This is a genomic window from Aliiroseovarius sp., assembly GCF_965228805.1.
In the GTDB taxonomy this organism is placed as follows: domain Bacteria; phylum Pseudomonadota; class Alphaproteobacteria; order Rhodobacterales; family Rhodobacteraceae; genus JASBTN01.
In genome coordinates this window covers 1,034,717-1,046,694 of record NZ_CBDDIE010000003.1, presented here as the reverse complement: position 1 = coordinate 1,046,694, position 11,978 = coordinate 1,034,717, and the positions used below count along the sequence as shown (strand labels likewise).

At 61.9% G+C, this 11,978-nt stretch carries 13 protein-coding genes; 12 read left to right on the top strand and 1 reads right to left on the bottom strand.

The genetic code is table 11. The annotated features are described in order from the left end of the window. Positions 1-252 precede the first annotated feature (252 nt). The 9 genes from ACO07D_RS06415 (at position 253) to ACO07D_RS06375 (ending at position 9,724) form a co-directional block, all read left to right on the top strand. Positions 253-1,515: a Zn-dependent hydrolase gene (locus tag ACO07D_RS06415; protein ID WP_421702122.1), complete on the top strand. Its 1,263-nt coding sequence runs from the start codon at positions 253-255 to the stop codon at positions 1,513-1,515. Positions 1,516-1,616: 101 nt separating this feature from the next. Beyond that, on the top strand, positions 1,617-3,071 hold the full coding sequence (gene hydA / locus ACO07D_RS06410) for a dihydropyrimidinase (RefSeq protein WP_421702121.1): 1,455 nt from the start codon (positions 1,617-1,619) through the stop codon (positions 3,069-3,071). Positions 3,072-3,078: 7 nt separating this feature from the next. Then, a complete protein-coding gene (locus ACO07D_RS06405) occupies positions 3,079-3,519 on the top strand; it encodes a hypothetical protein (protein ID WP_421702120.1) in 441 nt (146 codons plus the stop codon). After that, the gene (locus ACO07D_RS06400; protein ID WP_421702119.1) at positions 3,516-4,310 is read left to right on the top strand and encodes an ABC transporter ATP-binding protein; all 795 of its coding nucleotides are present in this window, start codon (positions 3,516-3,518) and stop codon (positions 4,308-4,310) included. Before ACO07D_RS06405 ends, ACO07D_RS06400 begins: the two co-directional genes overlap by 4 nt. After that, positions 4,303-4,581, top strand: a complete 279-nt coding sequence (locus tag ACO07D_RS06395) for a hypothetical protein (RefSeq protein ID WP_421702118.1) — start codon at positions 4,303-4,305, stop codon at positions 4,579-4,581. Before ACO07D_RS06400 ends, ACO07D_RS06395 begins: the two co-directional genes overlap by 8 nt. Then, positions 4,578-5,450, top strand: coding sequence for an ABC transporter permease (locus ACO07D_RS06390; RefSeq protein WP_421702117.1), 873 nt, complete (start codon positions 4,578-4,580; stop codon positions 5,448-5,450). Before ACO07D_RS06395 ends, ACO07D_RS06390 begins: the two co-directional genes overlap by 4 nt. After that, entirely contained in the window at positions 5,450-6,295 is an 846-nt protein-coding gene (locus ACO07D_RS06385; RefSeq protein ID WP_421702116.1) for an ABC transporter permease, read from the top strand. The genes ACO07D_RS06390 and ACO07D_RS06385 overlap by 1 nt, the downstream gene beginning before the upstream one ends. A gap of 41 nt (positions 6,296-6,336) precedes the next feature. Next, positions 6,337-7,320 carry an ABC transporter substrate-binding protein gene (locus ACO07D_RS06380; protein WP_421702115.1) on the top strand — a complete coding sequence of 328 codons (984 nt, stop codon included), beginning with the start codon at positions 6,337-6,339 and terminating at the stop codon, positions 7,318-7,320. A gap of 139 nt (positions 7,321-7,459) precedes the next feature. Next, positions 7,460-9,724 (top strand): putative bifunctional diguanylate cyclase/phosphodiesterase, encoded by a 2,265-nt coding sequence (locus ACO07D_RS06375; RefSeq protein WP_421702114.1) that lies wholly within the window; start codon positions 7,460-7,462, stop codon positions 9,722-9,724. Between the two features lie 5 nt (positions 9,725-9,729). Here the strand turns inward: ACO07D_RS06375 and ACO07D_RS06370 are convergent, their stop codons facing one another. Further along, positions 9,730-10,389, bottom strand: a complete 660-nt coding sequence (locus ACO07D_RS06370) for a hypothetical protein (RefSeq protein ID WP_421702113.1) — start codon at positions 10,387-10,389, stop codon at positions 9,730-9,732. Between the two features lie 371 nt (positions 10,390-10,760). Here ACO07D_RS06370 and ACO07D_RS06365 point away from each other — a divergent pair, with 371 nt between their 5' ends. From ACO07D_RS06365 to ACO07D_RS06355, 3 genes are read left to right on the top strand one after another with little or no spacing between them, the layout of a single operon-like run. Next, positions 10,761-11,111 (top strand): hypothetical protein, encoded by a 351-nt coding sequence (locus ACO07D_RS06365; RefSeq protein WP_421702112.1) that lies wholly within the window; start codon positions 10,761-10,763, stop codon positions 11,109-11,111. After that, entirely contained in the window at positions 11,108-11,659 is a 552-nt protein-coding gene (locus tag ACO07D_RS06360) for a head-tail connector protein (RefSeq protein ID WP_421702111.1), read from the top strand. Before ACO07D_RS06365 ends, ACO07D_RS06360 begins: the two co-directional genes overlap by 4 nt. After that, a complete protein-coding gene (locus ACO07D_RS06355; protein ID WP_421702110.1) occupies positions 11,656-11,886 on the top strand; it encodes a hypothetical protein in 231 nt (76 codons plus the stop codon). The genes ACO07D_RS06360 and ACO07D_RS06355 overlap by 4 nt, the downstream gene beginning before the upstream one ends. The last annotated feature ends 92 nt before the right edge of the window (positions 11,887-11,978 follow it).

Genomic DNA, 11,978 nt, shown 5'->3' with positions numbered 1-11,978 from the left:
TGCTAGCGTCGGGGTTGACCACTTGGTCAAAAGAAGAACGCCGCGCCAGACCCCGCAAAAACAGGGGCCCCGCATAAGACGGACAGGCGCAAACACAGGGAGCCAGGGCGATGAATATCCGCCCCATAGCCACCCCGGCAATGCCGGTCATTTTCTCCCCATTGGGGAAATCCGCTCTCTGTTGTGATGAAAATCATGGCAAGCTGCCCAGACAGGCAGCATGCCCCCGAATTTCTGACAGGAGAGCAATACATGGCCGCACAGACCAACGCCCCGGGTGAGAACATGAAAGTGAACGGCGACCGCCTGTGGGAGTCGCTGATGGAAATGGCCAAGATCGGGCCGGGGATTGCGGGCGGGAACAACCGCCAGACCCTGACCGACGAGGATGCCGAGGGCCGCGCCCTGTTCCAGAAATGGTGCGAGGACGCAGGCATGACCATGGGCGTGGACACCATGGGCAACATGTTCGCCACGCGCGAAGGCACTGACCCCGACGCTCTGCCGGTCTATGTGGGCAGCCACCTTGATACCCAGCCCACCGGCGGGAAATACGACGGCGTGCTGGGCGTGCTCGGCGGGCTGGAGATCATCCGCTCGATGAACGATCTGGGCATCAAGACTCGTCACCCCATTGTGGTCACCAACTGGACCAACGAGGAAGGCACGCGCTTTGCGCCTGCCATGCTCGCCTCGGGCGTGTTTGCGGGCAAGCACACGCAGGATTGGGCTTATGACCGGGTGGACGCCGAGGGCAAACGCTTCGGCGACGAGATCAAGCGCATCGGTTGGGTCGGCGACGAAGAGGTCGGCGCGCGCAAGATGCATGCGATGTTTGAACTGCACATCGAACAGGGCCCGATCCTGGAAGCCGAGGGCAAGGATATCGGTGTCGTCACCCACGGCCAGGGGCTGAACTGGCTGGAGGTGACCATCACGGGCAAGGAAAGCCACACCGGCTCCACCCCCATGCACATGCGCATCAATGCGGGGCGTGGATTGGCCTTGATCACCGAGCTGGTGCATGAGATCGCGATGAAACACCAGCCCAACGCGGTTGGTGCCATCGGCCATGTCGATGTCTACCCGAACTCGCGCAACATCATCCCAGGCAAGGTCGTCTGCACCGTTGATTTCCGCTCGCACCTGCAGGATGTGATCGACGCGATGATTGCCGAATTTGATGAACGCGCGCCGAAGCTCTGCGAGGGTATCGGCGTCGAAATGAGCTGGGAAATGGTCGGCACCTTCGATCCGCCCGCCTTTGACGAAGGCTGCGTTGCCGCCGTGCGCAACGCCGCCGAGCGGTTGGGCTACAGCCATATGGATATCGTCTCGGGTGCGGGCCACGATGCCTGCTGGATCAACGAGATCTACCCGACCGCCATGGTCATGTGCCCCTGCGTCGACGGGCTGTCCCATAACGAAGCCGAGGAGATTTCCAAGGAATGGGCCACGGCGGGGGCGGATGTGTTGATGCACGCGGTGATTGAGACGGCGGGGATTGTGGAGTAGGAGGGAGCCGGGGGGCTAGCCCCCCGGACCCCCCAGGATATTTATGGAAAGATGAAAAAGCGGCCCGGCGCGAACAGGTTGCGAGACAGGGAGACAAACCAATGACCACAGTCATCAAGAACGGCACCATCGTGACCGCCGACCTGACCTACAAGGCCGATGTGCTGATTGACGGCGGCAAGATCATCGAGATCGGGCAGGGGCTGTCCGGCGACAAGCAACTGGACGCGACCGGCTGTTATGTGATGCCCGGCGGGATCGACCCGCATGTGCATCTGGAGATGCCCTTCATGGGTACCTATTCTAGCGATGACTTTGAGTCTGGCACCCGTGCGGGGCTGGCGGGGGGCACCACGATGGTGGTGGATTTCTGCCTGCCCAACCAGGGCGAAAGCCTGATGGATGCGATCAAGCGCTGGGACAACAAGTCGACCCGGGCGAACTGCGACTATTCCTTTCACATGGCGATCACCTGGTGGGGTGAACAGGTCTGGAACGACATGGAAACCATCGTCAAGGATCGCGGCATCAACACGTTCAAGCACTTCCTGGCCTACAAGGGCGCCTTGATGGTCAACGATGACGAGCTGTTCCACTCGTTCACCCGCTGCGCCGACCTGGGCGCGACCCCGCTGGTGCATGCCGAAAACGGCGATGTGGTGGCGGAACTCTCCGCGCGACTGCTGGCCGAGGGCAACACCGGGCCTGAGGCCCATGCCTATAGCCGCCCCAGCCAGGTGGAAGGCGAGGCGACCAACCGCGCGATCATGATTGCCGACATGGCCGGTGCGCCGCTCTATGTCGTGCATACCTCCTGCGAGGAAGCGCATGAGGCCATTCGCCGCGCGCGGATGCAGGGCAAGCGGGTCTGGGGCGAACCTCTGATCCAGCACCTGACCCTGGATGAACGGGAGTATTTCGTCGATGATTGGGACCATGCTGCGCGGCGGGTAATGTCGCCGCCGTTCCGAGATGCGCGCCATCAGGAGTCACTCTGGGCTGGATTGCAGTCGGGTAGCCTGAGCGTCGTGGCCACTGACCACTGCGCCTTTACCACCGAACAGAAACGCTATGGCGTTGGCGATTTCACCAAGATCCCCAACGGCACCGGCGGGCTCGAGGATCGAATGCCGATGCTCTGGACCCATGGGGTGACCACGGGTCGTCTGACGATGAACGAGTTCGTCGCCGTGACCTCGACCAACATCGCCAAGATCCTGAACTGCTATCCGCAGAAGGGCGCGGTGCTGGTTGGCGCGGATGCGGACCTGGTGGTCTGGGATCCCGAGAAGGAGAAGACCATCGGCGCTGGCAATCAGCAATCGTCGATCGACTACAACGTCTTCGAGGGCAAGCATGTGAAGGGCCTGCCGCGCTATACCTTGACCCGCGGGCAGGTTGCGGTGATGGATGGCGAAATCAACACCCAGGAAGGTCACGGCAAGTTTGTCTCACGCGAGCCCAACGCCACCGTGAACCGCGCCCTGAGCCAGTGGAAAGACCTGACCGCCCCGCGCCCGATCGAGCGTTCGGGCATTCCCGCAACCGGAGTGTAAGCAACTAATGAGCCGCAGCCGCCCCTCCCTCCTCAGATATCTTGGTTTTGCCTGCCTGTCGGTGGCCTTGGCCAATGTGGGGCTGTGGTTGTGGGTGGCGATGGCGGCCCCGGACGGAGCAGCGGATGTCAGCGCTCAGGACGTGTTCCTCTTTGGCCTGCTTATGAGCGCACTGGTGGGCTGGAGGATCTGGGGTCCGATTCTTCTGATCGCAATTCTCCCCGGCTATCCGATTTTCGTGATCTTCCATCGCTGGCTTTGCGATATGACCTTGAACCGCACTTTGCCCAACCTCTTGCCCGCCGCCGTTATCAGCGTGCTCAGCTGGTGGTTGGCGAATGTTGTACTGGGGGGTGAGGTCTCGAAGTCCGTTTCCCTGCTGTATTTCGGTATCCCGGCGGCTGTTCTCTCCGCCACTCTCATCCTCATAAGACGCGAGGAAATATGACCACCAAGACCACCCCTCAGGCCGTGATCGAGGCCAAATCCCTCGACCTGACCTTCCAGACCAACGATGGCCCGATCCATGCGCTGAAAGGCGTGGATCTGACCATCAACAAGGGCGATTTCGTCAGCTTCATTGGCCCGTCGGGCTGTGGCAAGACGACCTTCCTGCGCGTGGTGGCGGGGTTGGAGCACCCGACCGGCGGCGACATCACCGTCAATGGCATGACGCCGGACGAGGCGCGGCGGCAGCGCGCCTATGGCTACGTATTCCAGGCGGCGGGGCTGTATCCCTGGCGCACCATTGGCGGCAACATCAAGCTGCCGCTCGAGATCATGGGCTATCCCAAATCCGAGCTGGATGCCAAGGTCGCCAAGGTGCTGGAACTGGTTGATCTGGCCGGGTTTGAAAAGAAGTTCCCCTGGCAGCTGTCAGGCGGGATGCAGCAACGTGCCTCCATCGCGCGGGCGCTGGCCTTTGACGCCGAAATCCTGCTGATGGACGAACCCTTCGGGGCGCTGGATGAGATCGTGCGCGACCACCTGAACGAACAACTGTTGGAGCTCTGGGCGCGCACGGAAAAGACCATCGGTTTCGTCACCCACTCGATCCCCGAGGCGGTCTATCTGTCGACCAAGATCGTTGTCATGTCGCCCCGCCCGGGCCGCATCACCGATGTGATCGAAAGCCCGCTGCCCAAGGAGCGCCCGCTGGATATCCGCGATACGCCGGAGTTCCTGGAGGTCGCCCACCGGGTGCGCGAGGGTCTGCGCGCGGGGCATGCCTATGACTGATGCGGACAAAGGCCTGACCCCGGAGCAGATCAAGCGTGTGCGCTCGGCCTTCCTGTTCCGGATGGGTTATGTCGCGGTCCTGTGGCTGGGATGCGTGGTGATCATGAACAATTTCGTCACCGAAGGGTCCAGCTTCGGCGGTGTCATCACCGTGCTGACCTTCGCCCTGCCGGTGGTCATGGCCCTGATCGCGCCGATGGACTGGCGCTGGCTGAACAAACACCCCGACAGCGTGAACCGCTGGGGACTGCGCGCAGGAGGGGACGGATGAACAAGATCCTGCCGATTCTGACCGTCGTTGCCGCCATCGTGGTCATCTGGTATGCCGCCGCCATTGGCATGAACAAGAAATGGGCGCTGGATCAGGCCGCCCGGGCCGAGGTCACGCTGACAACCGGCGCGTTGATCAAGGACACCTGGAGCCAGGACCGCCCGCGTCTTCCCGCCCCCCATCAGGTGGTGGCGGAGCTATGGAAATCCACAGGCGGCATGGTGTTGAAGGGCAAGCCCTTTTCCAAACGCAGCCTGATCTTTCACGGCTGGATCACCCTGTCGGCCACGCTGGCGGGTTTCGTGATCGGCACCGGCGCGGGCATCCTTCTGGCTGTTGGCATCGTGCATAACAGGGCGATGGACATGTCTGTCATGCCCTGGGCGATCGCCAGCCAGACCATCCCGATCCTGGCCATTGCGCCGATGATCATCGTGGTTCTGAACTCGGTCGGGGTGCAGGGGCTGATCCCCAAGGCCATCATCTCGGCCTACCTGAGCTTCTTCCCGGTGGTCGTGGGCATGGTGAAGGGGCTGCGCAGCCCGGATCACATGCAGCTGGACCTGCTGCGCACCTATAACGCGTCAGGGTCCGAGACCTTCTGGAAACTGCGTTTGCCGTCCTCGATGCCCTACCTGTTCACCTCACTGAAGATCGGCATGGCGGCATCGCTGGTCGGCGCCATCGTCGGCGAGCTGCCGACAGGCGCGATCCGCGGCCTTGGCGCGCGCATGCTGACCGGTAGCTACTATGGGCAGACGATCCAGATCTGGTCGGCGCTCTTCGCCGCTGCGATCCTGGCGGCCACGCTGGTGGGGATCATCAGCCTGATTGAGAGGCGCATGTTGAAACGAATGGGGGCCGCGTGATGGGTTGGGTTATCTTTGCCGTCGCCTTCTGGCTGTTCACCTGGTTCCTGAACGCCTGGATCGCCAATGGGCCGCAGGCAGGCACACGTGCCGCCAAGCTGGCGGTGCCGGTGATCTTCGGTGTGACCGTCATCGTCGTGTGGGAGGCCCTAGTGCGGGGCCTCGACGTGCCCGGTGTAATTCTGCCGCCGCCCTCGGCGATCTGGGTCAAGCTGATCTCGGCCACGGATATCCTGTGGGAGGATTTCGTGCAGACCTTCGTCAAGGGCGCGCTGAGCGGCTATATCATCGGCTGCGGGGCGGCCTTCGTCACCGCGGTGTTGATCGACCGGTCACCCTTCCTGCAACGCGGCCTTCTGCCCGTGGGCAACTTCGTTGCCGCCCTGCCGATCATCGGCACCGCGCCGATCCTGGTCATGTGGTTCGGTTTCGACTGGCAGTCGAAATCGGCGGTGGTCGTGGTCATGGTCTTCTTCCCGATGCTGGTGAACACCGTGCAGGGGCTGGCGGATACCACTGCCATGCAGCGTGATCTGATGCACACCTATTCGGCCAGCTACACCCAGGCGCTGTTGAAGTTGCGCCTGCCCGCCGCCATGCCAGCGATCTTCAACGGGCTGAAGATCGCGACCACTCTGGCGCTGATCGGTGCCATCGTTGCCGAATTCTTCGGCAGTCCGATCAAGGGCATGGGTTTTCGCATCTCGACCGAGGTTGGGCGGCTGGGCCTGGACATGGTCTGGGCGGAAATCACCGTCGCGGCTTTGGCGGGATCGGCATTTTATGGCATCGTAGCCATGATCGAGAAGGGGGTCACATTCTGGCACCCCTCACAAAGAGGTTGAGCAAAAACAATCAACCAACACACCAACTGGGAGACTGAAACATGATGAAATTGATGAAAGGCGCGCTGGCCGGGCTGGCGATGACAGCCGGATCGGCCATGGCGGCGGACGATGTCACGCTGCAGCTGAAATGGGTGACCCAGGCGCAATTCGCGGGCTACTACGTCGCGCTGGAAAACGGGTTCTACGAGGAAGAGGGTCTGAACGTCACCATCAAGCCGGGCGGGCCCGACGTGGCCCCGGTGCAGGTGTTGATGGGCGGCGGCGCCGACGTGATGATCGATTGGATGCCCTCGGCCCTGGCCGCGCGTGAACAGGGCGCCCCGGTGGTGAACATCGCCCAGCCCTTCAAGAGCTCGGGCATGATGCTGACCTGTCGCAAGGACACCGGCATCGCCTCGCCCGCCGATTTCCCGGGCAAGACCCTGGGCGTGTGGTTCTTTGGCAATGAATACCCGTTCCTGAGCTGGATGGGCTCGCTTGGCATTGGTACCGAGGGTGGCGATGGCGTGACGGTCCTGAAACAGGGCTTCAACGTCGACCCGATCCTGCAGGGCCAGGCCGATTGCGTGTCGACCATGACCTATAACGAATACTGGCAGATCATCGATGCGGGCCTGTCCGCCGATGAGCTGGTGACCTTCAAATATGAGGACCAGGGCGTCGCGACGCTGGAAGACGGGCTCTATGTGCTCGAAGCCAACCTCGGCGACGAGGCCTTCAAGGACCGCATGGTGCGTTTCGTGCGTGCCTCGATGAAGGGCTGGAAATGGGCCGAGGAAAACCCCTCGGACGCCGCCATGATCGTGCTGGAGTATGACGAGACCGGCGCCCAGACCGAAGGCCACCAGGTCCGCATGATGGGCGAGATTGCCAAGCTGACTGCAGGCTCGAACGGCGCGCTGGACGTGGCGGATTACGACCGCACCGTCGCCACGCTGATGGCGGGCGGCTCTGACCCGGTCATCACCAAGGCGCCGGAGGGGGCCTATACGATGGAAATCACCGACGCCGCGCTGCAATAATCTGCGTCGGGAATGATGAGGGGCCACCTGACTTGGTGGCCCTTTTGCGTGCACGCTTGACCAATGTCTCGCCTTTTGGGTGTAGAACCTGCTAGCCTACGTTCGAAAGGATAGCGCGATGTGGGGCGAGTGACAGGTGGTGACCACCGATTCCAGGACAACGGGCGGCGGGCGTTTGGGTTGGCTGCACCTTCTGCGCAGCTACCTGCCGTCTTTCTATGTGCTTTTCGCGGTGATCCTGGTCGGGTTTCTGATCGACCGCCAATATGTGGTGATCGACCGGCAGGAGGAACGCGAGGCCGTCCGGCGTCAGGTTGCCACGATCCGTGCGCAGCTCGAAGGGCACCTGAATGCACCGATCCAGGCGGTGCGTGGGCTGGTGGCCACCCTGTCGACCGAACCCCAGATGAGTCAGGCGCGGTTCTCCATGCTGGCCGAGCAGGTCACCGACCGCAATTCCGGTGTCGTGAACATTGCGGGTGCACGTGACATGGTTATCAATCTGGTGCACCCTTACGATCAGAACGCATCAGCCCTGGGGTTGGACTACAACCTCAATGACGCGCAGCGCGAGGCGGCCTTTCGCGTACGCGAGAGCGGGCAGTTCATCCTGGCCGGGCCGGTCGACCTGGTGCAGGGCGGGCGGGGCTTCGTCGGTCGGTTTCCGGTTTTTGTCCCGGGGGAGGGCAACCGCTTGAGCTTCTGGGGCCTGACCTCGGTCGTGATCGACCAGCCCTGGCTGTTTCAGAAGGCGGGCGTGTTGGACCCGGACGGCCCCCTGGAACTCGCCTTGGCCGGGACGGATGGTACGGGGGCTGGTGGCCCGTTGTTTCATGGCCATCCCGAGGTGCTGGGGCAAAATCCGATCTCGACCGACATCCTGTTTCCAAACGGCAGCTGGGTGCTTTACGCGGTGCCGAAAGGGGGCTGGGGCAGCACCCATCTGGCGGCGATCCGGTCCTGGCGGGTCGTGCTGATCATCTTTGGGGCGACGGTGGTGGCGATGACCCTTCTGGCCAATCGCCTGGCCTCGCAGCGCGAAGGCATGATCGACCAGCTCAGCGAACGGGAGCGTCAGCTCGAAGCCATGAACCGTCAGGCCGAGATACAGGCGCTGCACGACCACCTGACCCAGTTGCCCAACCGCCGCTTTCTCGACCGACGGCTGGCGGAGCTTGCGCGCAGCCGCCGCCCTTTCCCGGGGTTGATTCAGCTGGACCTGGACGGGTTCAAGGATGTGAACGATCAATATGGCCATGCGGTCGGAGATACCTTGCTGACCCAGATTGCCGACCGGTTCCGCGCCGTTCTGAAGCCGGACGACTTCCTTGCCCGGATCGGCGGAGATGAGTTCGTCGTCCTTTGCCTTCCCGACGATCCCACCCCGCGGTTTGATGCGCGGGAATACCTCGAAGAAACCGCCCGGCGCCTGATCGAGTGTGTCAGCCACCCCTTCTTGGTGGCGGGGCAAAGCCAGCGCATTGGTTTGTCGGCGGGCATCCTGTCGGATCCGCAGTCGACCGCATTACCCTCCGATTGGCTCAGCCATGCCGACCGCGCCATGTACCTGGCCAAGCAAGAAGGCCGCAATCGCTTTGTCACCTTCCAACCAGCCCAGGTTGACGCGAGTGATCAGACGCCGCGGGACCGTGCGAATGCACTATTGGAAGCCCTGTCCGAGGGGCGCATCCGCCCCTTTTTCCAGCCCCAGTTTGCTGCTGATGGGCGCAGCTTGGTGGGGGCCGAAGCCCTGGCGCGCTGGGACCACCCGGAACTGGGCCTGATCACCCCTGCGGGCTTCATGACCACCGCCCGAAATTTGAAGGTCGAGAACGAGATCGACCAACAGATCTTTGATCGTGCAACGGCGCAGATGGCCGCATGGGACAGCGAAGGTCTGATCCTGCCGCGCCTGTCGGTCAATGTCTCGTTTCGGCAACTCAATGACCCCGGCTTGAGCGCGCGGCTGGCTGACCTGCCCGTCAGTCCGGATCGCGTCGCCATGGAACTGTTGGAGTCGGTCTACCTGGATGAGGGCAACGCCCAGCTGACCAGGAACGTAAACGCGCTGGTGGAACAGGGATTCCAAGTCGAGATTGACGATTTTGGCACCGGGTTCAGCTCGATCGTCAGCCTGCTGAAGTTGCGCCCACGGCGGCTCAAGATCGACCGCATGTTGGTGCAGGGGGCCACGCGGTCACCCGAAAACCGTCGCCTCTTGGCGACCATCGTCGACATGGGCCGAGCGCTGGAGATTGAGGTCTGCGCCGAAGGTATCGAAACCCGTGCCCAACTCCTCACCGCCCGCGCGGTGGGCTGCAACGTGATGCAGGGTTTCTTCCTCGCCCGTCCGATGAGCGCCAAGGACATGGGAGAATTCCTGCGGGAAAGGCGTTGTGTCTGAGCCCGTCAGAAGACGTACTCGCTCAGCAGATAGACAGCCAGAAACACGGCGCCGACCTGCAGAAGGCCCTTGATGGCGCTGATGCCGACCCCGCCAAGTGCAGGCAGGACCTGTGCCCGCATGTTCTCTCCCGCCTCACGCAAGGCTTCGTCGGAGGACATGTGTTGAGACTCCTTTGCCTCGCGATACCCGAACCAGACTGCGGCTGAAAGGATCAGGGCATCCAGGATCCACAGGGCCACCAACCACCCTCCGCTGATCGTGATCCCCGAGCTTGAGGCAATGTCGCCGAAACTCATTTCGCCGTATTCCGCGATATAGGTGACCGTGTCCCAAACGGCGCTGGGGCCTTGAGCGAACACGGCGTTGGCGATGTCGAACCCCATCACCAGGCCGATATAGATGTACCAGGTGGTGGCGATGTTCAGGACGATCCCCAACAGGGCGACAGCCATCAGGAACGTGGCAGAGCCGCGAACCGCGCCGTAAAGGTAGAAGACGACAAACAAGGCAAAAACGAGCGGGATGATCACGCCAATCACCGCAAGGGGAATGAGGTAGGCCAGCGCCGTGTAGGCCGCCACGGTAAGGGCACCGCCGATCAGCGCGACCAATCCAGTGCCGTATTTGTTGCGTGTCGCCGTCGGTTCTTTGGTCACACTCATATCGAAATCCCCTTGGTGAATCGTCTTGGTTCAAACAGTCGGGCGCGTTGTGATGGTCCTGTCGTCGCCTGTCGACGACGGGAGGTAAGGGCGGACCACGACGGGTCCGAAGTTCGCGCATCGCAACGGTAGAAGTAACCAGTTGGCGTTTCAAGCCACCTGTCCCGGGGCGCTTGAGAGTTGGGGAAAATGGCGACCCCGATAGAACTGCCCAAACCGAGAAAAAAACCAACAAGGTCAAGAACCTTGGGCGGGACACAAGCGGTGGTTCCGGGCCGTTACAGGTCAATAGCTTAGAGAGGCCAACGGGACACGCTGAGCGTCCTAAATCGTCCTCTCTATCCAAAACCATTAAGCCGGAACACCTGCGCATGTCGCGGATGCTTGGCTATTGCCTGACCCTTGGCACCACTGACGCTTGGGCTGCTTTCAGCCTTGTTGTCTCTGCCCGGCTCTCTGAAGCCGAGCGTGTGGCGCTGGCCTATGCCGTTCTCAGCTCACTCGAACACGACCACGCGGAAGCGACTGCTGCGACTGCACTTCGCTCCGCTGGTTCCCCTCTGCCACCCTTCCTCGGTGGGCTGGATGACGCCAGGTTCTGGGCGTCTTTGGCCAGCCGTTCTGAACTCAAGGCGTATGCTCTGGCGAGCTTCGAGGCCATGAGCCTCAAAGACCAGGCGGCCTTCCTTCGACACATCAGCGAAATGGAGATTGCAGCATGAAAGTGTTTGTGCAGCGTACCCCTGTGTCAGCGGAGCTTCCCTTCGATCTTGACGACCTCAAGCAGCACATGCGGGTCGCACATGACCTTGAAGACGATGCAGTTAGGAATATGGGGCTTACAGCAGCCGCTGAACTTGAGCAATTTGCCCAGATCTCGCTGCTTAAGCAGGACATCACCGTCACTGTGTTTGAGGCAACCTTCAGCCGGTCAGTTCTAACGTTCCCCATCGGCCCAATGGCCGAGGGCAGCGCGCCAATCATTGTCATGGATGGCGAGAACTTCACCAGCTTTGAGCATGTTGGTGGGAACCGTCCCGCAATTCGCTTCCTGTGCGACTATCTGCTTTTGGCTCCGGGCAAGATGGAGATCCGCTATCAAGCGGGATTCGGGGGCGATGCCTCCTACATCCCGGCAGATCTGGCGCAAGCGCTCATGGACCAAACGGCGCTTCACTATGATGGCCGGTCTCCCATGCATTCCAAAGACCTCACAACCTCCCCGCACTTGGCCCGTATTGGCGCCCGCTATCGGGGGGTTCAGCTATGACTGATCTCGAATTGGACCAGCTTCTGACTGTGCATTGGCCGCGCGTCGTCCGGCGCGTGATGGCGGATGGATCTGACGAGTGGCTGAAAGGTTTCGTGCGTTCCATCACCAAGCACAGCAAGCGAGCAACATGGCGTCCTTCTTCCAAGCAGGAGCAGATCATGCGGCGGCTGGTGGCCGAAGTGGATACCGCGCCGGAACAAGAGATGGAGCTGATCGAGAGGTAAGTAGCGGCGACCCTGCGCGCCACCCCAAACGCAGGGCCGAAGTGGTGGTTCGGGTTAGCAACGGTGGCACCACAAAGGAGAGCCTACCACGG

Excerpts from the sequence above, each read along its gene's own strand:
- ACO07D_RS06415 (WP_421702122.1), top strand. The coding sequence starts at position 253 with ATGGCCGCACAGACCAACGCCCCGGGTGAGAACATGAAAGTGAACGGC.
- hydA (WP_421702121.1), top strand. The coding sequence starts at position 1,617 with ATGACCACAGTCATCAAGAACGGCACCATCGTGACCGCCGACCTGACC.
- ACO07D_RS06370 (WP_421702113.1), bottom strand. The coding sequence starts at position 10,389 with ATGAGTGTGACCAAAGAACCGACGGCGACACGCAACAAATACGGCACT.
- ACO07D_RS06385 (WP_421702116.1), top strand. The coding sequence starts at position 5,450 with ATGGGTTGGGTTATCTTTGCCGTCGCCTTCTGGCTGTTCACCTGGTTC.
- ACO07D_RS06400 (WP_421702119.1), top strand. The coding sequence starts at position 3,516 with ATGACCACCAAGACCACCCCTCAGGCCGTGATCGAGGCCAAATCCCTC.
- ACO07D_RS06390 (WP_421702117.1), top strand. The coding sequence starts at position 4,578 with ATGAACAAGATCCTGCCGATTCTGACCGTCGTTGCCGCCATCGTGGTC.
- ACO07D_RS06380 (WP_421702115.1), top strand. The coding sequence starts at position 6,337 with ATGATGAAATTGATGAAAGGCGCGCTGGCCGGGCTGGCGATGACAGCC.
- ACO07D_RS06405 (WP_421702120.1), top strand. The coding sequence starts at position 3,079 with ATGAGCCGCAGCCGCCCCTCCCTCCTCAGATATCTTGGTTTTGCCTGC.
- ACO07D_RS06360 (WP_421702111.1), top strand. The coding sequence starts at position 11,108 with ATGAAAGTGTTTGTGCAGCGTACCCCTGTGTCAGCGGAGCTTCCCTTC.
- ACO07D_RS06395 (WP_421702118.1), top strand. The coding sequence starts at position 4,303 with ATGACTGATGCGGACAAAGGCCTGACCCCGGAGCAGATCAAGCGTGTG.
- ACO07D_RS06365 (WP_421702112.1), top strand. The coding sequence starts at position 10,761 with ATGTCGCGGATGCTTGGCTATTGCCTGACCCTTGGCACCACTGACGCT.
- ACO07D_RS06355 (WP_421702110.1), top strand. The coding sequence starts at position 11,656 with ATGACTGATCTCGAATTGGACCAGCTTCTGACTGTGCATTGGCCGCGC.